This window comes from Bradyrhizobium sp. USDA 3315 (assembly GCF_054056795.1).
Map to the genome: position 1 here is coordinate 1,898,440 of NZ_JBSRYP010000001.1, position 24,510 is coordinate 1,922,949.

Below are 24,510 nucleotides of genomic sequence, written 5' to 3' on the forward strand. Positions count from 1 at the left end.
TAATCCGGGACTGAACTATCCGCAGTTAGAGCAGCCCCGGATTGCGCTTCGCTCCATCCGGGCTACGGACTACTCCAATGAAGCGTTGAGCGCCAACAGCGCGGCCTTCAGCGGTGGTAGATCATCCTTGACCGCTTTCCAGATGATCGTGGCGTCAACGCGCTGGTAATCATGCCGCAAGATGTTGCCTATGCCTGCGATGTCTTTCCAGCGGACATTCTCGTGCTGAGCCTTTAACTCGCTGCCGAGGTGGCGGCTCGCTTCCGAAATGACTTCGATTCCGCGTTCAATTGCGGAGCGCAGCAGCCACGAGCGCTCGTAGTCGCGGATGGATTTTCCTGCCAACGCCTTTTCGATGCCACGGATGCTTTCGAGCATGTCGTGGATACGAAGCAAGGGGGAGCGCACGATCATTCAGAAAACCCGCGTTGCCTCCGCCTCGATCCGCTCTCGAATCAGTGGATGAAGTCCTTTGCGTGTGGTGAGATCGACTTCGACGCCGAGACTCTCTTCGAGCAGTCGCTTGGTCGCGACCAGGTCGAGAGCATTGAACCGGCTGCGAGGATCGTAGTCCACGAAAAGATCAATATCACTCCCTGCACGAGCCTCGTCGCGCGCAGTCGAACCAAATAGATACAGCGAAGTCGCCCCGAGTGCCTTGATGGCATCGGCCTGGTCACGGAGCTTCCTGAGGGCTTCGGTTCGCGTCATGAACGAACTATACCACGGGCCGCCAAGCGCCCGCAAAATCGTACGGCAGGCGGCCTTACGCCGCGCTCGCCGGCGGCAGTGCGAGCACCGAGTAGATCGCCTGGGCGTCGCGTGAGGCACGCAGCTTCTTGGCGACGTCCTGGTCGCGCAGCAGGCGGGCGATCCGCGCCAGCGCCTTGAGATGGTCGGCGCCGGCGCCTTCCGGTGCGAGCAGCAGGAAGATCAGGTCGACCGGCTGGCCGTCCATCGCCTCGAAATCGATCGGGCGCTCGAGGCGGGCGAAGAAGCCGAACAGCTTCTCCAGCTTGGGCAGCTTGCCGTGCGGAATGGCGACGCCATAGCCGACCGCCGTGGTGCCGAGCTTCTCGCGCTGCAGCAGCACCTCGAAGATGGCGCGCTCATTCTGCCCGGTCAGAGCGGAGGCACGCGCGGCGAGTTCCTGCAGCGCCTGCTTCTTGCTGATGACTTTCAAAGCCGGGAGAATCGCCTCGGGTGCGACCAAATCGGTAATCGGCATTGGGACGTTCCGAGGTGAATGACCGTCAGGTTGCGAAATAGGCTTTACAGCGGCGGCGTCAAGAAGATGAGGTGGGATGCGGGCTTAGCCCGGGTCCGGTTGGCAGGGCTTCTACTCCAACGTATCGGCGGTGCCAACACCTGCGAACCCTGTTCCGCCTCCCTTGTTCCTGGAGGCGGCGGACCATAAGCAGGGCCGGCTTCGGACGTCAATGCCATCTGCCAACTATCCTCAAGGGCTCACTGCCGGCGGATCGACCCAGCCGACATTGCCGTCCGTACGGCGGTAAATGATGTTCAACCGACCGCTGCCGCCATGCTGGAACACCAGGCAGGAGGCGCCGGTCAGATCGAGCTCCATCACGGCTTCGCTGACCGACAGCCGCTTCAGCGCGGTGGTTGCCTCGGCAATGATCACCGGGCTGTATTCGGTGACCTCGTCCTCGTTCTCGGGCGCCTCGATGACGTAGCTCGGCGCGTCGAGCCCGACGCCGTTCAATTCGGCAAGCGCGGCAGTCGCGGCATAGGTCTTGCGGGCGGAGCGATCCTTGAGCCGGCTCTTGTAGCGGCGCAGGCGCTTCTCGATCATCAAGAGCGCCGCGTCCGCGCTGGCATAGGCGTCGGTGGCGTTGGATTCGGCTTCCAGCGTGATGCCGGAATCCAGATGCAGCGCGCAATCGGTTCGGAAGCCGAAGCCATCCTTGCTCAGCGTGATGTGACCCGAATAGTTGCCATCAAAATACTTTCGCAGGACCTCGTCGGTGCGCTCGCTGACGCGCGCGCGAAGCGCCTCGCCGATGCTGATGCTCTTTCCCGAGATTCGAAGGGTCATTTGATGCCTCAATTGCTGGATGCCTCGATCACTCTTGCAGGAGCATGATGCTTGCTGGGCTTCCGGTTACCTCCCTTTCTGGACGACGCTCGACCTGGAAAGATTGAGACTATCCCGATTTGGCGCGAACGCAACGAGCGCATGGCCCGGTCCGTACCCGAACGGGGTCACGCTCAAGAAGTAACCTAAACGGAGGCTGTATCGCGCGACCGGTCGGACGAGGAGGCAGGAGCCGAAAGGGCATTACCGAGCATGCTCTGTTTGTCACGGCGGCGCTGCACCGAGGATGGTATCCGCATCGCCTCGCGATACTTCGCGACGGTACGGCGGGCGATATCAATGCCCGAGGCGCGCAAACGTTCCACGATCGTGTCGTCGGACAGGATCGCCGACGGGGCCTCGCCGTCGATCAATTGCTTGATGTGATGACGCACCGCTTCGGCCGAATGCGCCTCGCCGCCGTCGGCCGACGCGATCGAGGCGGTGAAAAAATACTTCAATTCAAAACTGCCGCGATTGGTCGCCATGTATTTGTTGGCGGTGACGCGCGACACCGTCGATTCATGCATCTGGATCGCGTCCGCGACCGCCTTCAGATTGAGCGGCCGCAAATGCGCGACGCCATAAGTGAAGAAGCCATCCTGCTGGCGGACGATTTCGGTCGCGACCTTCAGGATGGTGCGGGCGCGCTGATCGAGCGCGCGGACCAGCCAGGTCGCGTTCTGCAGGCAATCGGTGAAGTACGACTTGTCACCGTCCTTGCGGATCGTCTTCGATAGCTCAGCGTAATAGGTCTGGTTGACCAGAACGCGCGGCAGAGTGTCGCTGTTGAGCTCGACATGCCAGCCGCCGTCGGGACCCGGACGCACATAGACGTCGGGCACCATGGTTTGCGTTCGCGCGGTGCCGAACTTCAGTCCGGGCTTCGGGTCGAGCCGGCGGATCTCGGCGATCATGTCGGTGATGTCTTCGTCGTCGACGCCGCAGAGCTTTCGCAAGGCCGCGATGTCGCGCTTGGCGAGCAGGTCGAGATGCTCGACCAGTGCCTGCATCGCCGGATCGTAGCGATCGAGCTCGCGCAGCTGGATCGCGAGGCATTCGCTCAGGTTTCGCGCGCATACGCCCGGCGGATCGAACTTCTGCAGCACGGCGACGACCTCGTCGACCGCTTGCTGCGACGCACCGAGCCGCTCGGCGGCCTGGCCGAGATCGGCCGGCAGGTAGCCGGCGTCGTCGACCAGGTCGATCAGATACTGCCCGATCATGCGCTGCGCCGGCGCCGAGAACGCCACCGCGAGCTGTTCGGCGAGGTGGTCGGCAAGCGTCAGCTCGGCGGCCACGAAAGCTTCGAGATTGTACTCGTCGTCGCTGGAGGCGCCGCCGCCCCATTCGGTGTAGACCGATGGCGGCGCATCCTGTGCGGCGCGCGCCGCCGCCTCCGCCGGCTCCTCGGAAAACACGTTGTCGAGGCGGGTATCGAGCGTCTGCTCGATCTCGGCGCGGCTGCCGAGGTCGCGGTTCAGCCATTCCTCCTGGCCGGGCTCGAAGCCGGCCTCTCCGCCTGGGCCTGCGGCCATGTCGGAGGCGTCGCCATCGTCCCCATAGCTGCTGGAACCGTCGGAATCGCCGTAGTCCGGCCGCTCCATGGCCGGCTCGCCGGCTACCTGCGGCTCCGGTCCGTCGGCGGCCCGCTCCAGCAGCGGATTGCGCTCCAGCTCTTCCTCGACAAAGGCCGACAGATCCAGGTTCGACAGTTGCAGCAGCTTGATCGCCTGCATCAGCTGCGGCGTCATCACCAGCGACTGCGACTGGCGGAACTCTAGTCTTTGGGTCAGCGCCATGGAGGCAAGAACGATCCTAAAAGTTGGCTCGATTCTTGCTTATATTAGTCCGAAGCCCTTGTACACGGCTTGACGGATTGGAAAATAGCGCTAGAGGCGGAATTCCTCGCCAAGGTAAAGCCGACGTACATCGGGATCATTAACGATCTCCTCCGGGCTTCCCTCAGTCAAGATTTCACCGGCATAGACGATATAGGCGCGGTCGGTCAGCCCGAGCGTCTCGCGGACATTGTGGTCGGTGATGAGCACGCCAATGCCGCGGTTGGTGAGATGGCGGACGAGGTCCTGGATGTCGCCGACCGCGATCGGGTCGATGCCGGCGAACGGCTCGTCGAGCAGCATGTAATTGGGGCGCGTCGCCAGCGCGCGCGCAATCTCGACGCGGCGGCGCTCGCCGCCGGACAACGCAATCGACGGGCTCTTGCGCAGCCGCGTGATGTTGAACTCGTCGAGCAGCGAATCCAGCTCGTGCTCACGCTTCTTCTTCGAGGGCTCGACCACCTCGAGCACCGCGCGGATGTTCTGCTCGACCGACAGGCCGCGGAAGATCGAGGCTTCCTGCGGCAGATAGCCGATGCCAAGGCGCGCGCGCTGATACATCGGCAGCTTGGTGACGTCGTGGCCATCGAGCTCGATCGCGCCGCGATCGGCCTTGATCAGCCCGGTGATCATGTAGAACACGGTGGTCTTGCCGGCGCCGTTGGGCCCGAGCAGGCCGACCGCTTCGCCACGGCGCACATAGATGCTGACGCCGCGCACGACTTGGCGGCTGCCAAAACTCTTTTCCACGCTATGCACAGCCAGATAACCCGGCCGCTTGATCAGCTGCGGCGCGGCGGGAGCGCTGTTCCTGGCCGGCCTCGCCCGCGCCAGCGCTGCTGCCGGCTGGGATCGCGGCAGCTCGACGCCGGGAGCCGACGCGGCGCGCGCCATCGGCGCATCACTCACCGGAGACGTCAGCATCTCGCCGAACTGGTCGTCGAGCGCCGTGATGTCGTCATGCGAGCGCGCAAATCCGGTACTGCGTTTCGCAGAGCGCCGCCGGAACATGCCGAGAAAATCCACCATCCCCGCTTCGCTTCAGCCTTTCACGGTGATCCCGCGACCTCGCCTGCGCATCGATCAATTCGCGTGCGACGCCGCAAGCATGAGCCGGAAATCTGAATACCGGCCTTCCCGCGCGACAAAAGCGGACGCGTTTGCGCGGAGATCATGCTCGAACAACACGGCAAAGCGCGACCACCCGCGCCTTGAATGAATGGATGCCCCTGTCCCGGCCAACATATTCCCCTCGAGGCGCATTGTTCGGCCGGGCCGCTGCAGTAGATACAGTCTCGCCCCGCCGGCTTCAACCACGCGGCCGCAGAATATTATCTAACTGATTGATTCTGCTTGACCTTACGTGAAGCTTACTTGGACTTGCCGCCCGGAAGCAGCTGCATCGGCGACGGGGCCGGGGCTGAGCCGGGGGCGGCCGGCGCGCCGCACTTGCCGCTCTGTCCGCCCGGCGACTGGATGAACAGGCCCTGCACCTTGCCGTTGTCGGCTTCGACGCGCGAGACGCCGGTGGTCATGTCGACCAAAAGGCGGTCGCCGCGCAGCACATTCTGGCACTGGGTCAGCACCACCTGGCTGCCGCCGCCGCCAAGCATCGTGATCAAATTGGTCTTGGTGTCGAAGATCGCGGTCTCGCCGGTGACGACCTGGTCCTTCTGGGTCACGACGACGTTACCCTTCGCCTCCAGCCGCTTGATCGAGGAGGCGCCGCCGGGGCCCGGGGTTGCCGTCTGCATCGGCGCGGCGCCCTTGGCGGCTGCTGCCCCTTTGGTGCCGGCCGGGGCGGGCGCCGGCGCCTGGGTCGATTTGTCCTCGTAGAACACGACCAGCGTCTTCGACGTCATGGTGGTGTCGCCCTGCACGACCTTCACATTGCCGGCGAAGGTCGCCTCCTTTTTCTTGTCGCGCATTTCGAGCGAAGCAGCCTCGATCTGGATCGGCTGGTCGCGGTTCTGCGAGAAGCCCTGCATGGCGTTGGGCACGCCGCTCATCGAGCCCTGCGCGAACGCGGCACTCGCGGAGAAAAGCGCGAGCAGGAACGCCGCAATTGCCATGCCGTGCGGAAAACGTCTCATCATCAAAATCATTTCGTGTTGGCGGATTTGCGCGGCTTCGGCGGCGGCGGCGGTGGAGCGGGCTCGGCAGGCGGGGCAGCATTGTTGTCGCCAAGCTTGTCGAGATTCATCACGACATTGCCTTCGAACCGCACCAGCTCGCCGCTGTTGTAGATCCGGAGCCTGTCGGCGGTCAGCGTGCCGTCGAGCAGCTTGACGTCGACATGCTCGTCCGACGACACGTTGCCCTTGTTGATGTCGACGAAGGCCTGCGTCAGCCTCGCCTCATAGCCGGTGGACGACTGCAGGAAGATGTCCTGGCGCAAGTCGAGCAGCTGCTTCTTGTTGTCGAAGAAGCCGGTGCGCGCATTCATCGTCACCGTCGACTGATCCTGTTGCGCCACCTTGGCACGGATCGTCTTCAGCTCGACATGGTCGGGATCGGTGACATCCTGGATCGCCGCCTTGGCCCACATTTCGTAGGGCCGTCCGTCGTTGGAGAAGCCGGCGATATGCGGCGCTTCCATCGTGATCTTGGTGCCGGACACGACGAGGTTATCCATCTCGAGCGGCAGCTTGGGGATCAGGTCGTGGAACGGATTGAAGAGCGCGATGTAGATGATCACGGCCATCGCCAGCCCGACCATCGCGGGAACCGCGACGCGCAGGATCCGCACCATGCGGCTGTGCCGCGCGGCGGCGGCAAAGCGCGCCTCGAGGCCCGTGACATAGGCTGGATTCTGAACCGAATTCACCTGAGCTCCAGAGGCGCGAAACTGCCCCTATTCTAGCCGGAGCCGCCCAAATATGCAGCCCGGACCTCACCTCGCGCCCCCGCACCGGACCACGCGTGAACAGTTTGGCCGAAACGGGGCGGAACTGCCCCGGCTGCGACGAATTCGGCGCTCATCATGAATGGGCGAAAATGTCCTCGGCCTCCCAGCCGTCGAGATCGAGCCGGGCGCGGGCGGGAAGGAAATCGAAGCAGGCCTGGGCGAGATCGGTCCGTCCCTCGCGCGCGAGCATGACATTCAACTTTTCGCGCAGCGCATGCAGATGCAGCACGTCGGAGGCGGCGTAGGCGAGCTGGGCCTCGCTGAGGCTTTGCGCGCCCCAGTCGCTCGACTGCTGCTGCTTCGACAATTCGACGTTCAGCACCTCGCGCACCAGATCCTTCAGGCCGTGGCGATCGGTGTAGGTGCGCGACAGCCGCGAGGCGATCTTGGTGCAATAGACCGGCGTCGGCATCACGCCGAACGTGTTGTAGAGCACCGCGACGTCGAACCGTGCGAAATGGAAGATCTTGGTGATCTTGGGATTGGCGAGCAGCGCCTTCAGGTTCGGCGAATCGGCGTGGCCCTTCGGAATCTGGATCACGTCGGCGGTGCCGTCGCCGTTCGACATCTGCACCACGCAGAGCCGGTCACGGTGCGGATGCAGCCCCATGGTCTCGGTGTCGATCGCCACCGAGTCGGTGTAGCGGGACAGATCGGGCAGGTCGCCGCGATGCAGGCGGATGGTCATGCTGTCAAAAACCTCGTCGAATCGCTGTCGGAATAAACTACCGTCCAATCCGCCAACAGGCGAGCATGCGCCAGTCTTCGGATCGCGCATTGGTATCGGGGCCCGTCAGGGCCGGACACGAGCAGCGGGAATCCTTAATTGTTCCGGCACAGATAGTTCAGGGTGTACCGCCATTGTGCAGCGGAGACAATGGGTTGCTGTCCCCGCCGCGCGCCCCCACGAGGGCGCGCCGTCATTGCCAGCTGACACGGAGGCCGAAGCGGCCAGTGATGTCCTCGCGATGGAGGCTGTCCACCGAGGTCGTGTAGCCGGCGCTCGCATAGGCGCTGATCGTGCGATTGAGCTGCGCGGAGATGCCGGCACCGATCTCGACAGCGGTGCCGCGGCTTTGCACGCCGATCAGGTCCGTCGTCGCGAACGCGATGCTGCGGTCATTCGCGGCCGTGTGCCAGAGATTGGCCTCGAGATAGGGACGCAGTTCGGCCGTGCCGACGACGAAGGTTGAGGGAATGCGCACGCCGAGCCGCCCGGTCAGCGTATCGGCACTGCCGAGCGCGACGCTCGAAAACATGTCGTTGAAGCTGTCGAACGACTGGCGCAGCCATATCAGCTGCACCTGCGGCTCGATCGCGAGAAAACTGTTCAGCGGGATCGGCGCGCCGGCTTCCAGCGATGCAGCGACGCCGGTGCCCGACACCCGTGCGCCGACCTGACGATCCGACTGCGGGCTTGCGCCGTAGAAACTGCCCATCAGCACGGCGTCGACATACCAGCCCGACGGGCCGACATGGGTCCAGTAGCCGCCGATGTTCTGGCTGTCGATCGAGAGCGTGCCGGTGCGGACGTCGTTCAGGCCGAGCGCGAAGCCGCTGATGTTGCCGCTGGCCCAGCCATACGCATAGAAGAAGCCGGCGCGATCATGATGCTCGGGCGCGGACTGGAAGCGCAGGATGTCGACGCCGACCTGCACGCCGGCCATGGTGCCGTCGAAGGCGGGGCTGACCGTGCCGGCCCAGCTCTGCGAGCTGTGCGAGCCGTAGGCACGCGCCCACGCCGCCGGCTGTTCGCCGCCGCTGGTCAGCAAGGCCTGATCGCCCTGGCGCTGATGGAAGGTGCCGAGCGTCGCCAGCCCGAGCTTTTGCGCCACCTGCGGCAGCGCCGAATAGACCGACACCTCTTCACGATAGAGCTGGACCGGCGCGGCGCCCGCCGGCGGCGGCGTCAGCGACGACAGATCCTCCGCAGGCAGCCCCGGAGGCGGCGGCACCACGTTGGGCGATGAGGGCGGCGCCGGTGCGGGCGCAGCCGGCGGCGCAGGCGACGCCGTGCCGGGCAACAATGTCGAGCGCAGATACCAGTTGTCGGCGCTGCTGGCGGAGACGCCGCCGCGGAACAAGAGATATTCGTGCGCGCCCGCGACGACGGCGTTGGAGAGGCCGAATGCGCCCGCAGCTGTGGTGCCGCCGTTGACGGCCTGCACCACCATGATGCCGTCGGCGGTGGTCAATGCGCCCGCGCCGCCGGCATTGGTGACGGTCACCGCGGTCGAGCCCGACGCATTGCCGCCGGAGATGACGAGCCGATCCGACGGCGAGCCATCGCCGCCGAGCACGGTGCGCAGATAGAGCCCGCCGCCATTGCCGACATAGTTGCCGGCAATGGTCAGGCTGTTCGCCGCGGTAGCGCCGCCATTGGTCAGGTTGATGACGCCGGCATTGGTGACGGTGATCGGCGGGCCGCCCGGAAACGGCGTGATCGACGGATTGGCGCCGTTGCCCGCCAGCAGGCTGGTGCCGGCCGCGATCGACACATTGCCGGTCAGCGACGTCTGCAGCGTCAGCGAGCCGCTGTTGACGAAGGTGTTGGCGAAGGTGCCGGTGCCGGCCCAGGTCCAGTCATTGCCCTCCGTCGTCAACGTCTGGAATCGCGCGAACGCATTGTTGGCCGTGCCGCTGCCTTGCAGCCGCACCTGGTTGTTGCCGCCGCCGCCATCGGCAAGCCCGACGATCTGCGATCCGGTTTGCAGGATCAAATTCACCGCACCGCCGCCGCCCGCGAGCGCCGTACCGCTGTTGCCGGCGATCAGGCCGGCATTGACGATGGTGGTGGCGCCGTTGAGCGTGCGGATCGCGGGTCCCGCCTGGCTGATGATCTTGCCGCCGGCGAGGTTCTCGATGCGGGCGGTGAACGACGATCCGGCGGTGTTGGAGAACACGCCGTCGGCATTGACGCCGCGCGCCTCGATCGTGCCGCTGTTGCGCAACACGCCCGCATTGCCCTGCATGAACACGGTGTTGTTGGCGGTGCCGCCCGCGTCCCCACCGGTCGTGAGCAGCGTGCCGGTATTGGTGATGGTCGCAAACTGGCCGGCGGAGAAGATCGCACGGGCGCCTGCGCCGGCCGTGGTGATGGTGCCGCTATTGGTGAAGGTGTTGCTGTCGCCGGTCTGCACATAAAGGCCGTGCGATTGCGGGCCCTGGGTGGTGATCGTCCCGGTATTGATCAGCGTGTTGTTGTTGTGCTGCGTGAGACCGGTGATGGCAAGGCCGCGCGAGGTGCCGTTCTGCGTCGTGATCGCACCGTTATTGATCAGCGTGTTGCCGTTGCTGCTGGCGGCGATCGCATTGCTGCCGGCGCCCGAGGTCGTGATCACGCCCGACGCGCCGTTGGTGAAGACGTTGCCGTCGCCGCTGCCGAAGATGCCGGTGCCACCGCCGCTGATGGTCAGCGTGCCGTTATTGGTGGCGGCACTGCCGGAGACAAGCCCGATCGCGGTCGCTCCGGCGCCGGGCGTGATGCCGGCGCCCTGCAGCACGTTCACGGTGACGTTCGAGCTGCCGGCAGCGGCCTGCACGCCGGCCGGCGAGGGATTCGGCGCTGCGGTCGAGCAGGTTACCGTCTGCCCGCTCGCCGGCGCGAGACTGTCGCAGGCGGCAAACGCCGGCGATGTGGACAACAGGCAACCGCCACTTAGAGCCGTGCACGACAGGATCGCCGCGAGCCGCGAGGAAACCATGCCCTTACTCCAACGTCGGCGCGAAACCGAGCCCCCGGCCTCGCGCCATCTGCTACCCCCGCCCCGCTCTCAGCTCATCCGATCGCTCCATTCAAACTTGAAACGATTTGCAGCGACCTGTTGCGCGGTCGCCACAGACGGAACCATGAGATGCGTCCGCATGATTCACATCCTTGACGTGCGTACGCTTTCAAGGTTGTGAAGTACAGCATTCACCCGTTGCGGTTATCGACCGACACAACCGGAAACAAAATCGCCATGGCGTCTCGGTTGCGCCGCTGTCCCCATTTTCTCGCCAAGTTCGACGTGGGCACGCGGCCAAGTCGGGGGCCAAGTCATTGCCGACGCGTTCAATTTCGAGGGAACTGTTGCCCGCGCGCCCCATGAAATCGGGCCGCGCCGACCCTATCTGTTGCCAGCCCGAACCCGCCTTCCCAATGAAATGAGCCTTATGTCCGACCAGACCATCGCCGCGCCGATCGACGACCAGCAGGAGCGCGGCTTCTCGCGGTACCAATCGTTCCTGATCGCGCTGCTTGCCTTCACGCAATTCACGCTGATCCTCGACTTCATCATCATGTCGCCCCTCGGCGCCATCCTGATGCCGTCGCTGAACATCACGGCCGGGCAATTCGGCGTCGCGGTCTCGGCCTACGCGTTCGCGGCCGGGATTTCCGGCGTCCTCGCCGCCGGCTTTGCCGATCGCTTCGACCGCAAGCGGCTGCTGCTGTTCTTCTATGTCGGCTTCATGCTCGGCACCGTGCTCTGCGCGCTGGCGCAGAATTTTCACGTGCTGCTGCTCGGCCGCATCGTCACCGGCGTGTTCGGCGGGGTGATCGGCTCCGTCGTGCTTGCCATCGTCACCGACCTGTTCCCGCTGCAACAGCGCGGCCGCGCCATGGGCATCCTGCAGACGGCGTTCGCCGCGAGCCAGGTGCTCGGCGTCCCGGCCGGCCTGTTCCTGGCCAATCACTGGAACTGGCACATCTGCTTCGTGGCCATCGTCGGCCTGTCGATTGCCGCGATCGCGGCGATTGCGATCGCGATGCACCCGGTCGATGCCCATCTCAAATTGCAGCACGACAGCAATCCGTTCCGCCATCTGATCGCAACCGTGGGGCAGCCGCGCTACACGCTGGCTTTCCTGGTGACCACGCTGCTCGCGACCGGCGGCTTCATGCTGATGCCGTTCGGCAGCGCCTTCACGGTGCATAATCTCGGCATCGACATCGTCCACCTGCCGACGATTTATCTCGTCTCGGGCCTGTTCAGCATCATCATCGGGCCGCTGGTCGGCCGCGCCAGCGATGCGTTCGGCAAATATCCGACCTTCGTGTTCGGCTGCGTGGTGTCCGTCATCATGGTGCTGATCTACACCAACCTTGGCCACGTCTCGCTGCTGACCGCGATCCTGGTCAATGTGCTGATGTTCATCGGCATCTTCTCGCGCATGATCCCGTCCCAGGCCCTGATGTCGGCGATTCCCGACGCCAGCCAGCGCGGATCGTTCAGCGCGATCTCGGCCTCGGTGCAGCAGCTGTCGGGCGGGCTGGGCTCGGTCTTTGCGGCGGCGATCATCGCGGAAAATCCCGACGGTTCGCTGCTGCATTTCGACCGGCTGGGCTACATCGTCGTCGCAACGACCATCATTTCGATGATCGCGATGTATTTCGTGCAGCGGCCGATCGCGCGACGCGCGGGCCGACGGATCGTGTGACGGCAAGGGCTGCGACGGCGATCGCCAGCGTTCTCAAATTCCCAATATCGGCCGACGTGTTCAGCCAATCGCAAACATGTCGGCACGCTCAATGATCAGATCGCGGAATAGTCTCGCGCGGTGCGACATCCAATGCGGGTCGGGATAGACGAGATGCATCGGTAGCGATGGTACCGCATAATCCGGCAGCAGATGAATAAGCCGGCCTGCGGCGATGTGTTCGACGGCGCACCAGCTTGGCAGCACCGCGACGCCGAGCCCCTCAACCGTCGCGAGCGTCATCACGTCGGCGTCGTCGCAGGTCATCGACGGCGCGATCTCGACCACATGGCGGCCGGTCTCGGCTTCGAACGTCCACTGATTCCGCGGCGACAAGCGTGAATACGTTACGCTCGGCGTACGGCGCAGATGGTCGGGGAGGAGCGGGGCTTGATGCCGTGCGAGCAGTGAAGGGGCCGCCACCAGGAGGCGCTTGATGGTGCCGACGCGCCGCGCCACCAGCGAGCTGGAGTTCAGCATTCCGATCCGAATTGCCAGCTCCGTCCCGGTCTCCACCAGGTCTACGAACTGCTCGGTGAAGCTCGCATCGAGCCGCACGTCGGGATAGCGGCGAAGATACTCTGCGAAAATGCCGCGGAAAAAATAGCGACCGAACGAGGTCGGCACAGTGATCCGCAAGGTCCCCGACGGACTGCAAACCCGGCTCTGTGCCGGCGTGCTGGCACTTTCCAACAGCGCGACGATATCCTTGGCGAGCTTGAGCACGCGATCGGCCTCCGGCGTCGGACGAACCTTGCGCGTGGTGCGGACGAACAGCCGGCAGCCGAACTCCGCCTCCAACAGCGCCACGCGCTTGCTGATGGCCGGCTGTCCGAGGCCCAGATCGCTCGCGGCCTGGCTGAAGCTGCCGGCCTCCATCACGCGAATGAAGGTTTGCAGCGCATCGATCCGATCCATGCATTCCTCCCAGGAATTTGTAATATTCTTATCATTCCCTACATGGACACAGTCGATCCGGTCTAGCCTCTCGGTAACCAGGGAGGATCAACAATGAACAAATCGATCGGGATCGTCGGCGCCGGAATCGGGGGCCTGCATCTGGCTCATTATCTCCAACGGCATGGGATCCAGGCGACGGTGCTGACCGACCGCACTCCGGAGCAGTACGCCTCGGCGCGGCTGATGAACACGGTCGCCCATCACAGCGTCACCATCGCGCGTGAGAACGAGCTAGGCGTGAACCATTGGGATGACGGCGCCACGATCTACCACCACCACGACCATTTCTTTAATTTCCCAGGCAACGGGCTGCGGTTTCGCGGCGCGTTCAAGAAGCCGAGCCGGGCAGTGGATTACCGCATGTACCTGCCCGCGCTGATGAAGGATTTCGAGGATCGCGGCGGCAGCATCGAATATGCCAGCATCCAGGACGACGACATCCCGGCTCTGGTTTCGCGCTTTGACCTTCTCGTCGTGTCGACCGGCAAAGGTGCGCTCGGGCGAATGTTCGCCCATCGGCCGGAGTTGTCCCCCTACAGCCAGCCACAGCGCCTGCTCTGCGTGGGCCTCTATGACGGCGTCGATCACGGCAGCCCGGACGGTGACGACCCGCGCGGTGTCACGCTCTCGGTGTCGCCCGGACATGGCGAGATGATCGTCATTCCGACGCTGTCATTCAACGGCATGAAGACAGCGCTCCTGATGGAGAACATTCCCGGCGGCGACATGGCCGATCTGGTCTCGCTGAGCTACGACGCGGACCCCGCAGCCTTCCGCCAGACAATTCTCGACAAGCTGGAAAAGCATCATCCGCACACCTACAACCGGATCGACACCCATCGCTTCGGGCTTGCCCAGCCGCTCGACCTGCTGCAAGGCGCGGTGGTGCCGACCGTGCGGCAATCGTCGGTCGCCTTCGATGGCGAGAAATTCGCCGTCGCGCTGGGCGACGTACATTCAGTGGTCGATCCGCTGATGGGCCAAGGTGCCAACATCGCCTCCTACGCCGCCTTCGAACTCGGCAAGGCGATCGTGGAAACGGTGGCCTTCGACGCACGCTTCGTTGAGCAGGTGGATCGCGCCCGCGAAAATCGCGTGTTCGCGGCTGCGCGCTGGACGAATCTGATGCTGCGGCCGCCGTCCGAGGCGATGGGTCGGCTGATCCTCACCATGGCGCAGGACCGAGAACTGTGCGACGAGTTCACCGATAATTTCAACTACCCGGAGCGTCAGTGGGATCGTGTCGCGACCGACAAGCGCATCCACGCCTGGATCGACAGGCGCGCGCCGCTCGCCGCCTGACGCAACAATGATCGCGAGCCTGCCGTACGGTCCACTTGCACCAGGCAGCGGCTGCGTGCCGACAAACCATCTCTCGAACCACACGCCGAAAGGCGCGACCTCTTGCCGTTTCGCCATGGAGCGCTATCGATGAACCCGCATCCCGATCCGGCGAGCTTCCGGGCGGCCGCTGCGCGATTCCCCACAGGCGTGACAGTCGTGGCAAGCATCGAACGCGACGGCACTCCGGTCGGCATGACGGCCAACAGCTTCACGACCGTCTCCACCAAACCGCTGACCGGGCTGGTCTCGGTGATGCGAGGGCGGACCTGGCAGGCGATCATGGATTCGAAGCGTTACGCCGTGAATGTCCTTCACGCGGAAGATCTCGCACTCTGCGCGCACTTCTCCGGCGGGCCGCGGACCGAAGGCTCGCCATCGCTGGTCAATCGGGAAGAGTTTCCCGTCCTGTCGCAAGCGATCGCCCAGTTCGCTTGCGACGTGGTCCGGTCAATTGACGTCGCCGACCACACGCTGTTCATTGGCGAGGTCCGCTGGTGCCGGCAGCGAGACGGTTCCCCGCTCGCCTTTTATTCCAGCCGATTCTGCAACGGGCTCGGTGCGGCGATCATGCCCGCGGACACAATCGCCTATCCCGCCGACGGATGGGCGATCTAAGGCGAAGCGCGAAGCCTTCGCGCGACGACACCTGGAGAACCCGAAATTTGCGGCGCACTGGAGCGGTGGCCACACGGGAGAACGATCGCGAGCGCCAGCTCGCCGCGCGGCCGGACGACATGCCCAATGCGAAAGGGCCGCCCGAGGCGGCCCTGCTGCATCATTTGACGTTTCCGATGTACCTGGGCCCTGTATGGGGGCCGCTAGTGGAGAAACCCGCGCTGTTCGGATTCATCGTCTGCGGAGCCGTCGAGGGACGGCTGTCAAAATAAGTATTGTTGGGCGGCCTGATGTTCTGATTCAAAGCGCCCCCCTGGATCGTCGGTCGCGGAACTTGCGCACCAACGCCTTGCGCAAGCGCATCTGAAGCGGCGGTAACGCCGCCTGTCATCAGAACCGCGGCCCATACGACGATCTGCCTCATCATCATGATGATCTATCTCCTTGAAATATATTCAAATCGACCACCGGCGAAGCCTACACCAGAGGCGCATTTTTCTCCAAAATCGCTCGGATGTCTGGCTGCCGCTCGAGCATGCATCGCGTGGACGGCGGCGGGACTCCATGTCCCGCATTCGCCATCCGTTATGGCGCGATCGTGCGCCTTAATGTTCTATGCAAGCGCCCTTCGAGCCAGAATCATGCTGGAAGGCTTCGACGTAAGGCTCACGGATGGCACATGGCACACCGAACGCGAGCGATTTCAATCGCTTAATAAGGGGGTGGTGCCCAGGAAAGGACTCGAACCTTCACGGCCGTTAAGCCACTGGCACCTGAAGCCAGCGCGTCTACCAATTCCGCCACCTGGGCATGTGGAGCGGCTTAGTAAGGATCGGTTGCGCGCTTGTCAAATTAGCGATTGGAAATTCAAATACCCTGTACAGGATAAGGCCGATGGCGTATCGCCAGACGGTTAACCTACGTCAATCGCTCTCGAATCCCACAGGAATCACCCCATGGCATCGAACCTGGACACGCTGGTCACGGTCTTCGGCGGATCGGGTTTTCTGGGGCGAAACGTGGTCCGAGCGCTCTGCAAGCGCGATTACCGCGTCCGAGTCGCGGTGCGGCGGCCCGAGCTGGCCGGCCATCTGCAGCCGCTCGGCCGGGTCGGGCAGATCCATGCCGTCCAGGCCAATGTGCGCTACCCGGCCTCGGTCGAGGCGGCGATGCGTGATTCGCATATCGCCATCAACCTGGTCGGCATCCTGGCCGAGGGCGGCGGGCAGAGCTTCGATGCCGTGCAGGTGAAGGGCGCCGAGACCATCGCCAAGGCGACGGCCGCCGCCGGCGGGCGGATGGTCCATGTCTCGGCGATCGGGGCCGACGCGGATTCGCCCTCGAGCTATTTCCGCGCCAAGGCGGACGGCGAGGCGGCGGTGCTGGCGGGCTTGCCGTCGGCCACCATCATGCGGCCGTCGCTGCTGTTCGGGCCCGAGGATCAGTTCACCAATCGCTTTGCGGCGCTGGCACGGATGTCACCGGTGCTGCCGCTGGTCGGCGGCGGGGTCAACACGGTGCAGCCGGCCTATGTCGGCGACGTCGCGGACGCAGTGGTCCATGCCGTGGACGGCAAGGCGAAGCAGGGCGCAGCTTACGAGCTCGGCGGGCCGGAAGTGCTGACCATGCGCGAGGTGATGCAGATCATCCTCAAGATCACCCAGCGCGATCGCATGCTGGCGCCGCTGCCGTTCGGCCTCGCCAAGTTCCAGTCGTACTTCCTGCAGTTCGCGCCGGGGCCGTTCACGCTGACGCCGGACCAGGTCGAGATGCTGCGTTCGGACAATGTGGTGTCCGACGCCGCCAAGGCCGCCGGCCTGACCTTCGCAGGCCTCGGCATCTCGCCGGATTCGATGGAAGCGATCGCCCCGCAATATCTCTGGCGCTTCCGCGCGACGGGTCAGTTCCAGAAGAAGAGCGCGTAGGCAGCTCTCTCCACCTGTCGTCCCGGCCAAGCCAACGGGTCGCGCGAACGCGCGCCCGATGACAGGCTCCGCGCGAGCCGGCACGGCACCACTACGCTTTTCCCACGCTACCAAGCCCTTCCCCGTCATCCCCGCGCAAAGGCTTTGCCTTTGTCGCTGGAGGTGCGAGCCTTGCGGCGCAATTGCGCCGCTGGGCGAGCCTCGAAGGATGAACGGCCGGGATCAGGGCCGTCGCCCTTCGAGACGGCCGCTTTGCGGCCTCCTCAGGGTGACGGTGATGGGATGGTGTCCGTCGCCCCTTACCGTCCCATCGCCAGCGCGATCAGGCCGAGCGTGCCGACGATCACGCGCCACCAGGCGAAGAAGGTGAAGCCGCGTCGGGTGACGAAGTTGAGGAAGGCCCGCACCACGATCATCGCCGTGATGAACGACACCACGAAGCCGACCGCGATGACGCTGAGATTGTCGGAGGTGAAGTCGGCCCGGTTCTTGTAGAAATCATAGGCGAACGCGCCGACCATGGTCGGGATCGCGAGGAAGAACGAGAACTCCGCCGCCGAGCGCTTGTCGGCACCGAGCAGCATCGCCGCCACGATGCTGGCCCCCGAGCGCGACACGCCGGGAATCATCGCCAGGCACTGCGCGACGCCGATCCAGAAATACATCAGTAGCGGGAAGCGGGTCGCATCGTCCTCGTACACTTTGAGATCGAGCTGATCGACCCACAGCAGCACGGCGCCGCCGACGATCAGCGTGAAGCAGACCACCCACGGATTGAACAGGAACTCCTTGATGTATTTGCCGGCGATCAGGCCGATCACGACGGCGGGCAGGAACGCCACCAGCACGCCGATCACGAAGCGGCGGTCGTCGGGATTGGTGAACATGCCGAGCGCCACGCGCCACAATTTGACGAAGTAGAGCGCGAGGATCGCGAGGATCGCGCCGAGCTGAATCAGGATCGCAAAGCTCTTCCAGAAATTGCCTTCGCCCAGATTGAAGAAGCGCTCCGCAAGCAGCAGGTGGCCTGTCGAGGAGACCGGCAGGAACTCCGTGACGCCCTCGATGATGCCGAGAATCACCGCCCGCAGCATATCCGTCATCATGTTGTGGCCTGCCCTGTGTGGAAAACGGGATTCTTCTCGCTTATTCGCACATTGGCCGCAATCGCAAAAAATCGTCAAACAATAGGTTACCCGGCCGATTTGCTGAGCTATAGCGTTTTTGTGACCCGCACCATCTGCGGGGATGGCTACCGGTTTGCGTGCTGACGCGACATAGAGACGACCGGAACTGGTCTGGCCGAAGCACAGGTCCAGACCGCACAGGTTGATGATTTCTTAAGCGCCGCGAAACTACCAAGGGCTTCATGTACACGCTGTATCACCATCCGTTCTGTCCGCATTCGCGCTTCATTCGGCTCGTGCTCGGCGAGTATGGGCTCGATTTGCGCCTTGTGGAGGAACGGGTGTGGGAACGGCGCGAGGCGTTCCTGGCGCTCAATCCGGCGGCCACCACACCGGTGCTGATCGCCGAAGGCTTTCCGCCGATTCCGGGTGCGCCCGTGATCGCCGAATATGTCGACGAGGCGCACGGCCTCGATGCCGGCGACCGGCGGCTGTTGCCGACGTCGACGGCCGAGCGCGTCGAGGTGCGCCGGCTGATGGCGTGGTTCAACGAGAAATTCTTCGAGGAAGCCTCCAACCCGCTGGTGACCGAGCGGATCTACAAGCGGTTCATGAGCGAGGATAATGGCGGCGGCCCGCCGGCGCCCGACATCATGCGCGCCGCCAAGGTCAATGTGCGCTATCATCTGAGCTATATCGGCTGGCTGGCGAAGACGCGGAACTATCTCGCCGGCGACCGCCTGACCTACGCGGATCTCGCCGCCGCGGCGCATCTCTCGGCGATCGACTATCTGGGCGACGTGCCATGGAGCGAGGACGACGCGGCAAAGTCGTGGTACGCGCGGGTGAAGTCCCGCCCGTCGTTCCGCCCGCTGCTCAGCGAATGGCTGGCGGGGGTGCCGGCGTCGCGCACCTATGTGGACCTCGACTTCTGAACCCGGCGGTCAGGCTCTCCCCTTCCGATCTCAAGGCAGCGCTTCAGCGCGAGGCGCATGCGCTCGGCTTCGACGCCGTCGGCTTCACCGCGCCTGACGCGACCAGCGAGGCCGGAAAATATTTCCTCGAATTCCTCGGCTCCGGCGGCCATGGCGACATGGACTGGCTCGCGGCCAATCCGGAGCGGCGCGCCGATCCGCGCGCGCTGTGGGGCGGCGTGCGCTCGATCATCATGCTCGGCGTCAATTACGGGCCCCACGACGACCCGCTCGACATCCTCGCGCGCCGGTCGCGTGGCGCGATCTCGGTCTATGCGCAGGGCGACGACTATCACGACGTGATCAAGAAGCGGCTGAAGGTTCTGGCGCGCTGGCTCGCCGCTATCACCGGCGATGAGGTGAAGGTGTTCGTCGACACCGCGGCCGTGATGGAGAAGCCGCTCGCCCAGGCCGCCGGCATCGGCTGGCAGGGCAAGCACACCAACCTCGTGTCGCGCGAATTCGGCTCGTGGCTGTTTCTCGGGGCGATCTATTCGGCGACCGAGCTGCCGCGCGATGATGCCGAGGCCGATCATTGCGGCAGCTGCCGCGCCTGCCAGGACATCTGCCCGACCGCGGCGTTCCCCGCGCCCTACAAGCTCGATGCGCGGCGCTGCATCTCGTATCTGACGATCGAGAACAAGGGCCCGATCCCACACGAATTCCGCAAGAGCATCGGCAACCGCATCTATGGCTGCGACGATTGCCTCGCGGTATGTCCGTGGAACAAGTTCGCGCAAGCGGGGCGCGAGCAGAAGCTCGCCGCGCGCGATACGTTGCGGGCGCCCGCGCTCGCTGATCTCGCACGGCTCGATGATGCCGCATTCCGCGCGCTGTTCACGAAGTCGCCGGTCAAGCGCATCGGCCGCGACCGCTTCATCCGCAATGTGCTGATCGCGATCGGCAACTCCGGTGACGCAAGCCTTGCCGCTGAAGCGCGGCGTTTGCTCGACGACGCGAGCCCGCTGGTGCGCGGCGCCGCGGTGTGGGCGCTGTCGCAGCTGATCGCCCGCGAAGCATTCGCGGCGCTGGCATCGCGCGCCGGCGGCGAGCCCGACGTCACCGTGCACCAGGAGTGGCGCGCGGCCACCGCCTCTTGATTTCATCGCGCCATTCCCGTCATGGTCGCACGCCATGACAAACCAGCCCTTCTTCACCAGGCACGGCGACGGCTTCATGCCGACGGCCGTTGCGAACGGACCGTGGAGTCCGGAATCCCTGCACGGCCGCGTCGTGATCGGCCTCCTCGCCTTCGTCATCGAGGAGCGCCACGGCTCCGACGATTTCGTCCCCGCCCGGCTGACGGTCGACATGTTCCGGCTGCCCAACATCACGACGCCGATCGAGGTGACGACCAAGCTCGTGCGCGACGGCATGCGCATCAAGATGATCGAGGCCGAGTTTGTCTCCGGCGGCACCAGCATGGCGCGCGCCTCTTGCCAGTTGTTGCGCAGGACGGAAAATGCGCCCGGCAATGTGTGGTCGCCGCCGAACTGGCGGGTGCCGGCGCCGGCGGAGATTCCAAAGCCGACCGATCCGAGGCTCGGCATGAACGGCAAATGGGAGACGCGGCCGATCGTCGGCCATATGGGCTCGCTCGGCGAGCGACGGCTCTGGATGAGCGAGGTGCGCGAGCTCGTCGCGGGCGTGAAGATGACACCGTTCGTCCATGTCGCGACCGGCGCGGATTTCGCCAGCCCCTTCGCCAATGCCGGCGACCAGGGGCTCGGCTACATCAACAGCGACGTCACGATCTATCTGCACCGCTTGCCGGTGACCAACTGGATCGGCTTCGAGGTCGTCAACCATCACGCCACGGACGGCATCGCGATCGGCGAATGCTGGCTCTATGACGAGCAGGGCCCGATCGGCACCTCCACGGTGGCGGCGCTCGCCCAGCGCAAGCCGATGACCAATCCGCCGCCGCCGTAGGCTGTCACCGTCGTCATTGCGAGCGAAGCGAAGCAATCCATGTCTCGGCTTGCCGAGGCGTGGATTGCTTCGTCGCTTCGCTCCTCGCAATGACGACGGAGAGTCCTCACGCCAGATGCCGCTGCATCTCCGGCCGCGCTTTCAGCTCCGCGCCCTGCTTGCCGACGATCTTGGCGATGCGCTCCGGCGCGAAGTTCAAGTCGACGAAAGCCGGCGCGGTGTTGGCGACCTCGTGGTACTCCGTGATCTTGCCGTCGCGCAGCCGCATGATCGCGACACCCTCGAACATCGCACGCGCGCCCTTGGCTTCCGGCAAGGTCGAGCGGTAGCTGAACGTGTAGCGCGCGTAGAGCGTTGCACCGTCGCTGACGGGATCGTGCATCACCCAGCGGAAATCGGTCGCGGTCCGGTAGAACGAGTCGTCGATCATCTCGGCGATTTTGCCGTGGCCCTTGAAGGCACCGTAGAACACATCGTGATAGACGCCGTCCTCGGTGAAAAGGCTCGCAAAGGCCTTGCCGTTGCGCTGCTCGACCGCGTCGCAGAACGCGCGCAGCATCGTTGTCGTGTCCATGGCTTCTCCCTCGCGTGCGGCCATCCTTCGAGGCTCGCTTCGCTCGCACCTCAGGATGACGTCTTTCTCCGTAGCCGTCACCCCCGCGCAACGGCGAAGCCGTTGTCGCTGGAGGAGGCCGCGAAGCGGCCGTCTCGAAGGGCGGGCGGCGTGGCTAGATTTCCGCCACCGCGGCGATGATGCGGGCGATGTCCTGCGGACGCGACAAGCGATGGTCGCCGTCCTGGATCATGGTGAGCACGACGTCCTCGGCCGGCAGGCGGTGCACCAGCGCGAAGGCGTGCTTCCACGGCACGTCGGGATCCTGCGCGCCCTGCAGGATGCGCACCGGGCAGCCGACGTCGATCTTGCTTCCGAGCAGCAGGTGGTTGCGGCCCTCCTCGATCAGGTTGCGGGTGATCGGATAGGGCGTGCCGTCGCCATATTCGGACGGACGCAGCCACATGCCCTTGGCCTCGATCTCGGCGCGGACCTCCGGCGAGAAGGCCTTCCACATCAGCTCCTCGGTGAAGTCGGGCGCCGGCGCGATCAGCACGAGGCCGGCGAGCGAAGCGCTGCCGCCGCCAGCATTGGCCCGTTTGGCGATCTCGCGCGCAAGCAGCAGCGCCATCCAGCCGCCCATCGAGGACCCGATCACGACCTGCGGCCCACTGCAGAACTGCGAGAACACGGCCACGCTCTCCTCGAGCCAGCGGCCGATGGTGCCGTCGGCGAACTCGCCGCCGGATTCGCCATGGCCGGAATAGTCGAACCTGACGCAGCCGCGGCCGTGCTCGGCCGCCCACGCATCGAGCGCGAGCGCCTTGGTGCCGGCCATGTCGGACTTGAAGCCGCCGAGCCAGAACAGCCCGGGATTGCTGCCGGCACGGGCCCGCACCGCGATCCGGCGCGCCTCGCTGCCCTCGCCGACCTCGATGAAGGCAGGTTCCTGTTCCGATGCGGCGGTTTGGCTCATGGTTCGGTCACTCGCGTGTCAGACATCTGCTTTTCAATTGTCGCGCGGCACCGGTCAACGGCTGCGACCCCTGCCTTGCGGAGCAGACGCGCCCGCTATATGTGCCGGGCGTGGCCAAAATGCCTCGCAATTGGCGGTTTTGCCGCTTAAAGAAGCGAGTTCGCTTGCCCGTTGCAGCATCTTGCTTCAAAATATCCGCCTTCCCTTTCACAACTTTGGAGAGTTACCCATTCGCCGTCCCAATAGAGCCCCGCCCACAGTCGCCAAAGAAGGGCCGCGCACCAATGACGAGATTCGCAACGCACAGATCCAGCTGATCGATGCGGAGGGTGTCAATCAGGGCACCGTCGAAACCATGGTGGCCATCAAGATGGCCATGGAAGCCGGCATGGATCTCGTCGAGATTTCGCCGAATACCAGCCCTCCCGTCTGCAAGATCATGGACTACGGGAAGTACAAGTATTCCGCGCAGAAGAAGGCTGCCGAAGCTCGCAAGAAGCAGAAGGTCGTCGAGATCAAGGAGATCAAGCTCCGCCCGATGATCGACGATCACGACTATGACGTGAAGATGCGCGCGATGCAGCGCTTCTTCGAGGAAGGCGACAAGGTCAAGATCACCTTGCGCTACCGCGGTCGTGAGATGGCGCACCAGGAGATCGGCACCAAGCTGCTGGACAAGGTGAAGGCCGACGTCGCCGAATTCGCCAAGGTCGAGCAGGACGCGAAGTTCGAGGGCCGCCAGGTCGTGATGGTGCTGGCGCCGCGCTAGTTCGAATTTGTCGCTTTGTTGAAATGAAATGGCCCGTCAGGCGATCTGGCGGGCTGTTTCGTTTCCGTAGCCCGGATAGAGCGCAGCGCAATCCGGGGGCCGGTTCATCCGCGGCGCGACCTGCCCCGGATTGCGCTGCGCTCCATCCGGGCTACCGGGTTCCGGCCCCGATTTCCCGCCTGAAACGTTGCAAAACCGCCGATCCTCTGTCATAAGCCGGGCCTTCGCCGCCCGGCTGATCAAGGGCTGCCGTGGCGACGTCTGGTGCAGGTTCTTTCAATTCGGAAAAAACCTTAGCACTTTCAACGCTCTAACGAGCATTTTAGCCGGCCGGACGCCTCTCGGGGCGATTTTCGTGCTGTGCGACAGGAGAGCCAAATGCCCAAGTTGAAGACCAAGTCGGGCGCTAAAAAGCGCTTCAAGGTGACCGCCACTGGCAAAGTCATGCACGCCCAGCGCGGCAAGCGCCACGGCATGATCAAGCGGACGAAGAAGCAGATCCGTCAGCTCCGCGGCACCCGCGTGCTGTTCAAGACCGACGGCGACAACGTCAAGAAGTACTTCTTGCCGAACGCCTGATCGCACCGATCGCTTGAACCCTCGCCGCGACTGCGCGGCGCCCCGTCACCTCTTCCAGATCAAGGATTTCCGTCATGTCTCGCGTCAAACGCGGTGTGACCGCTCACGCCAAGCACAAGAAAGTCTACAAGGCCGCCAAGGGCTATTACGGCCGCCGCAAGAACACCATCCGCGTCGCCAAGCAGGCCGTCGAAAAGGCCGGCCAGTACGCCTTCCGCGACCGCAAGCGCAAGAAGCGCACCTTCCGCGCGCTCTGGATCCAGCGCATCAACGCCGCGGTCCGTCCGTTCGGCATGACCTACAGCGTGTTTATCAACGGCCTCTCCAAGTCGGGCGTCGTCGTCGACCGCAAGGTGCTGTCGGATCTCGCGATCCACGAGCCGGTTGCGTTCCAGGCGATCGCCGAGAAGGCCAAGGCCGCGCTGGCCGCCTGATCCTAGCGGGCGGCC

25 protein-coding genes and 1 tRNA gene are annotated in these 24,510 nt (G+C 64.4%); 11 read left to right on the plus strand and 15 right to left on the minus strand.

What is annotated here, in order from left to right:
• Positions 1-69: 69 nt before the first annotated feature.
• From ACVIYL_RS08735 to ACVIYL_RS08780, 10 genes are all read right to left on the minus strand, one after another.
• A complete protein-coding gene (locus ACVIYL_RS08735; protein ID WP_456778286.1) occupies positions 70-414 on the minus strand; it encodes a HepT-like ribonuclease domain-containing protein in 345 nt (114 codons plus the stop codon).
• Positions 415-711: a nucleotidyltransferase family protein gene (locus ACVIYL_RS08740; protein WP_057020394.1), complete on the minus strand. Its 297-nt coding sequence runs from the start codon at positions 709-711 to the stop codon at positions 415-417.
• Positions 712-766: 55 nt separating this feature from the next.
• A complete protein-coding gene (gene ptsN, locus ACVIYL_RS08745; RefSeq protein WP_016843543.1) occupies positions 767-1,228 on the minus strand; it encodes a PTS IIA-like nitrogen regulatory protein PtsN in 462 nt (153 codons plus the stop codon).
• Positions 1,229-1,459: 231 nt separating this feature from the next.
• The gene (gene hpf / locus ACVIYL_RS08750; RefSeq protein WP_028337939.1) at positions 1,460-2,059 is read right to left on the minus strand and encodes a ribosome hibernation-promoting factor, HPF/YfiA family; all 600 of its coding nucleotides are present in this window, start codon (positions 2,057-2,059) and stop codon (positions 1,460-1,462) included.
• A 185-nt stretch (positions 2,060-2,244) separates the two neighbouring features.
• A complete protein-coding gene (gene rpoN, locus ACVIYL_RS08755) occupies positions 2,245-3,900 on the minus strand; it encodes an RNA polymerase factor sigma-54 (RefSeq protein WP_456778287.1) in 1,656 nt (551 codons plus the stop codon).
• 90 nt (positions 3,901-3,990) lie between these two features.
• The gene (lptB, locus tag ACVIYL_RS08760) at positions 3,991-4,968 is read right to left on the minus strand and encodes an LPS export ABC transporter ATP-binding protein (RefSeq protein ID WP_456778288.1); all 978 of its coding nucleotides are present in this window, start codon (positions 4,966-4,968) and stop codon (positions 3,991-3,993) included.
• Between the two features lie 341 nt (positions 4,969-5,309).
• A complete protein-coding gene (locus ACVIYL_RS08765; RefSeq protein ID WP_456778289.1) occupies positions 5,310-6,035 on the minus strand; it encodes an LptA/OstA family protein in 726 nt (241 codons plus the stop codon).
• A gap of 5 nt (positions 6,036-6,040) precedes the next feature.
• Positions 6,041-6,766 (minus strand): LPS export ABC transporter periplasmic protein LptC, encoded by a 726-nt coding sequence (lptC, locus tag ACVIYL_RS08770; RefSeq protein ID WP_456778290.1) that lies wholly within the window; start codon positions 6,764-6,766, stop codon positions 6,041-6,043.
• Positions 6,767-6,920: 154 nt separating this feature from the next.
• Positions 6,921-7,535 carry a ribonuclease D gene (locus ACVIYL_RS08775; protein ID WP_092081105.1) on the minus strand — a complete coding sequence of 205 codons (615 nt, stop codon included), beginning with the start codon at positions 7,533-7,535 and terminating at the stop codon, positions 6,921-6,923.
• A 232-nt stretch (positions 7,536-7,767) separates the two neighbouring features.
• Complete coding sequence (locus tag ACVIYL_RS08780) at positions 7,768-10,551, minus strand: autotransporter family protein (protein WP_456778291.1); 2,784 nt, start codon at positions 10,549-10,551, stop codon at positions 7,768-7,770.
• Between the two features lie 451 nt (positions 10,552-11,002).
• Here ACVIYL_RS08780 and ACVIYL_RS08785 point away from each other — a divergent pair, with 451 nt between their 5' ends.
• Positions 11,003-12,268: an MFS transporter gene (locus tag ACVIYL_RS08785; RefSeq protein ID WP_253625216.1), complete on the plus strand. Its 1,266-nt coding sequence runs from the start codon at positions 11,003-11,005 to the stop codon at positions 12,266-12,268.
• A 60-nt stretch (positions 12,269-12,328) separates the two neighbouring features.
• On the opposite strand, the gene ACVIYL_RS08790 is transcribed toward ACVIYL_RS08785, so the two are convergent.
• On the minus strand, positions 12,329-13,225 hold the full coding sequence (locus ACVIYL_RS08790) for a LysR family transcriptional regulator (RefSeq protein ID WP_456778292.1): 897 nt from the start codon (positions 13,223-13,225) through the stop codon (positions 12,329-12,331).
• A gap of 93 nt (positions 13,226-13,318) precedes the next feature.
• Here ACVIYL_RS08790 and styA point away from each other — a divergent pair, with 93 nt between their 5' ends.
• The 3 genes from styA (at position 13,319) to ACVIYL_RS08805 (ending at position 15,498) form a co-directional block, all read left to right on the plus strand.
• On the plus strand, positions 13,319-14,569 hold the full coding sequence (gene styA / locus ACVIYL_RS08795) for a styrene monooxygenase subunit StyA (RefSeq protein ID WP_456778293.1): 1,251 nt from the start codon (positions 13,319-13,321) through the stop codon (positions 14,567-14,569).
• A gap of 129 nt (positions 14,570-14,698) precedes the next feature.
• Positions 14,699-15,226 carry a flavin reductase family protein gene (locus ACVIYL_RS08800; RefSeq protein WP_456778294.1) on the plus strand — a complete coding sequence of 176 codons (528 nt, stop codon included), beginning with the start codon at positions 14,699-14,701 and terminating at the stop codon, positions 15,224-15,226.
• A 47-nt stretch (positions 15,227-15,273) separates the two neighbouring features.
• Entirely contained in the window at positions 15,274-15,498 is a 225-nt protein-coding gene (locus tag ACVIYL_RS08805; RefSeq protein ID WP_456778295.1) for a hypothetical protein, read from the plus strand.
• Between the two features lie 451 nt (positions 15,499-15,949).
• Here ACVIYL_RS08805 and ACVIYL_RS08810 read toward each other — a convergent pair.
• Positions 15,950-16,036: transfer RNA gene (locus ACVIYL_RS08810), tRNA-Leu, on the minus strand.
• 146 nt (positions 16,037-16,182) lie between these two features.
• Between ACVIYL_RS08810 and ACVIYL_RS08815 the strand changes: the two genes are divergently transcribed.
• Positions 16,183-17,151 carry a complex I NDUFA9 subunit family protein gene (locus ACVIYL_RS08815; RefSeq protein WP_456778296.1) on the plus strand — a complete coding sequence of 323 codons (969 nt, stop codon included), beginning with the start codon at positions 16,183-16,185 and terminating at the stop codon, positions 17,149-17,151.
• Positions 17,152-17,450: 299 nt separating this feature from the next.
• Here ACVIYL_RS08815 and ACVIYL_RS08820 read toward each other — a convergent pair whose 3' ends face one another.
• Positions 17,451-18,257 carry an undecaprenyl-diphosphate phosphatase gene (locus tag ACVIYL_RS08820; RefSeq protein ID WP_028341730.1) on the minus strand — a complete coding sequence of 269 codons (807 nt, stop codon included), beginning with the start codon at positions 18,255-18,257 and terminating at the stop codon, positions 17,451-17,453.
• Positions 18,258-18,520: 263 nt separating this feature from the next.
• Here ACVIYL_RS08820 and ACVIYL_RS08825 point away from each other — a divergent pair, with 263 nt between their 5' ends.
• From ACVIYL_RS08825 to ACVIYL_RS08835, 3 genes are read left to right on the plus strand one after another with little or no spacing between them, the layout of a single operon-like run.
• On the plus strand, positions 18,521-19,213 hold the full coding sequence (locus ACVIYL_RS08825) for a glutathione S-transferase family protein (protein WP_016839974.1): 693 nt from the start codon (positions 18,521-18,523) through the stop codon (positions 19,211-19,213).
• Complete coding sequence (gene queG, locus ACVIYL_RS08830) at positions 19,162-20,352, plus strand: tRNA epoxyqueuosine(34) reductase QueG (protein WP_456778297.1); 1,191 nt, start codon at positions 19,162-19,164, stop codon at positions 20,350-20,352. The genes ACVIYL_RS08825 and queG overlap by 52 nt, the downstream gene beginning before the upstream one ends.
• 34 nt (positions 20,353-20,386) lie before the next feature.
• Positions 20,387-21,184 (plus strand): acyl-CoA thioesterase domain-containing protein, encoded by a 798-nt coding sequence (locus ACVIYL_RS08835; RefSeq protein ID WP_456778298.1) that lies wholly within the window; start codon positions 20,387-20,389, stop codon positions 21,182-21,184.
• Between the two features lie 106 nt (positions 21,185-21,290).
• On the opposite strand, the gene ACVIYL_RS08840 is transcribed toward ACVIYL_RS08835, so the two are convergent.
• Both ACVIYL_RS08840 and ACVIYL_RS08845 read right to left on the minus strand, forming a co-directional pair.
• The gene (locus tag ACVIYL_RS08840; protein WP_456778299.1) at positions 21,291-21,758 is read right to left on the minus strand and encodes a nuclear transport factor 2 family protein; all 468 of its coding nucleotides are present in this window, start codon (positions 21,756-21,758) and stop codon (positions 21,291-21,293) included.
• Between the two features lie 154 nt (positions 21,759-21,912).
• A complete protein-coding gene (locus ACVIYL_RS08845; protein WP_456778300.1) occupies positions 21,913-22,713 on the minus strand; it encodes an alpha/beta hydrolase in 801 nt (266 codons plus the stop codon).
• Positions 22,714-22,942: 229 nt separating this feature from the next.
• Here ACVIYL_RS08845 and infC point away from each other — a divergent pair, with 229 nt between their 5' ends.
• The 3 genes from infC to rplT all read left to right on the plus strand — a co-directional run bounded on the left by infC (position 22,943) and on the right by rplT (position 24,495).
• Entirely contained in the window at positions 22,943-23,482 is a 540-nt protein-coding gene (infC, locus tag ACVIYL_RS08850) for a translation initiation factor IF-3 (protein WP_026192043.1), read from the plus strand.
• A 378-nt stretch (positions 23,483-23,860) separates the two neighbouring features.
• Positions 23,861-24,061, plus strand: a complete 201-nt coding sequence (rpmI, locus tag ACVIYL_RS08855; protein ID WP_008539890.1) for a 50S ribosomal protein L35 — start codon at positions 23,861-23,863, stop codon at positions 24,059-24,061.
• A gap of 74 nt (positions 24,062-24,135) precedes the next feature.
• On the plus strand, positions 24,136-24,495 hold the full coding sequence (gene rplT, locus ACVIYL_RS08860; protein WP_018269297.1) for a 50S ribosomal protein L20: 360 nt from the start codon (positions 24,136-24,138) through the stop codon (positions 24,493-24,495).
• Positions 24,496-24,510: the final 15 nt, after the last annotated feature.

What these genes read in the sequence shown, in the direction of transcription:
- ACVIYL_RS08735 (WP_456778286.1), bottom strand. Translation starts at nt 414, where the DNA reads ATGATCGTGCGCTCCCCCTTGCTTCGTATCCACGACATGCTCGAAAGC.
- ACVIYL_RS08740 (WP_057020394.1), bottom strand. Translation starts at nt 711, where the DNA reads ATGACGCGAACCGAAGCCCTCAGGAAGCTCCGTGACCAGGCCGATGCC.
- ptsN (WP_016843543.1), bottom strand. Translation starts at nt 1,228, where the DNA reads ATGCCGATTACCGATTTGGTCGCACCCGAGGCGATTCTCCCGGCTTTG.
- hpf (WP_028337939.1), bottom strand. Translation starts at nt 2,059, where the DNA reads ATGACCCTTCGAATCTCGGGAAAGAGCATCAGCATCGGCGAGGCGCTT.
- rpoN (WP_456778287.1), bottom strand. Translation starts at nt 3,900, where the DNA reads ATGGCGCTGACCCAAAGACTAGAGTTCCGCCAGTCGCAGTCGCTGGTG.
- lptB (WP_456778288.1), bottom strand. Translation starts at nt 4,968, where the DNA reads ATGGTGGATTTTCTCGGCATGTTCCGGCGGCGCTCTGCGAAACGCAGT.
- ACVIYL_RS08765 (WP_456778289.1), bottom strand. Translation starts at nt 6,035, where the DNA reads ATGATGAGACGTTTTCCGCACGGCATGGCAATTGCGGCGTTCCTGCTC.
- ACVIYL_RS08775 (WP_092081105.1), bottom strand. Translation starts at nt 7,535, where the DNA reads ATGACCATCCGCCTGCATCGCGGCGACCTGCCCGATCTGTCCCGCTAC.
- ACVIYL_RS08780 (WP_456778291.1), bottom strand. Translation starts at nt 10,551, where the DNA reads ATGGTTTCCTCGCGGCTCGCGGCGATCCTGTCGTGCACGGCTCTAAGT.
- ACVIYL_RS08785 (WP_253625216.1), top strand. Translation starts at nt 11,003, where the DNA reads ATGTCCGACCAGACCATCGCCGCGCCGATCGACGACCAGCAGGAGCGC.
- ACVIYL_RS08790 (WP_456778292.1), bottom strand. Translation starts at nt 13,225, where the DNA reads ATGGATCGGATCGATGCGCTGCAAACCTTCATTCGCGTGATGGAGGCC.
- styA (WP_456778293.1), top strand. Translation starts at nt 13,319, where the DNA reads ATGAACAAATCGATCGGGATCGTCGGCGCCGGAATCGGGGGCCTGCAT.
- ACVIYL_RS08800 (WP_456778294.1), top strand. Translation starts at nt 14,699, where the DNA reads ATGAACCCGCATCCCGATCCGGCGAGCTTCCGGGCGGCCGCTGCGCGA.
- ACVIYL_RS08815 (WP_456778296.1), top strand. Translation starts at nt 16,183, where the DNA reads ATGGCATCGAACCTGGACACGCTGGTCACGGTCTTCGGCGGATCGGGT.
- ACVIYL_RS08820 (WP_028341730.1), bottom strand. Translation starts at nt 18,257, where the DNA reads ATGATGACGGATATGCTGCGGGCGGTGATTCTCGGCATCATCGAGGGC.
- ACVIYL_RS08825 (WP_016839974.1), top strand. Translation starts at nt 18,521, where the DNA reads ATGTACACGCTGTATCACCATCCGTTCTGTCCGCATTCGCGCTTCATT.
- queG (WP_456778297.1), top strand. Translation starts at nt 19,162, where the DNA reads ATGGCTGGCGGGGGTGCCGGCGTCGCGCACCTATGTGGACCTCGACTT.
- ACVIYL_RS08835 (WP_456778298.1), top strand. Translation starts at nt 20,387, where the DNA reads ATGACAAACCAGCCCTTCTTCACCAGGCACGGCGACGGCTTCATGCCG.
- ACVIYL_RS08840 (WP_456778299.1), bottom strand. Translation starts at nt 21,758, where the DNA reads ATGGACACGACAACGATGCTGCGCGCGTTCTGCGACGCGGTCGAGCAG.
- ACVIYL_RS08845 (WP_456778300.1), bottom strand. Translation starts at nt 22,713, where the DNA reads ATGAGCCAAACCGCCGCATCGGAACAGGAACCTGCCTTCATCGAGGTC.
- rpmI (WP_008539890.1), top strand. Translation starts at nt 23,861, where the DNA reads ATGCCCAAGTTGAAGACCAAGTCGGGCGCTAAAAAGCGCTTCAAGGTG.
- rplT (WP_018269297.1), top strand. Translation starts at nt 24,136, where the DNA reads ATGTCTCGCGTCAAACGCGGTGTGACCGCTCACGCCAAGCACAAGAAA.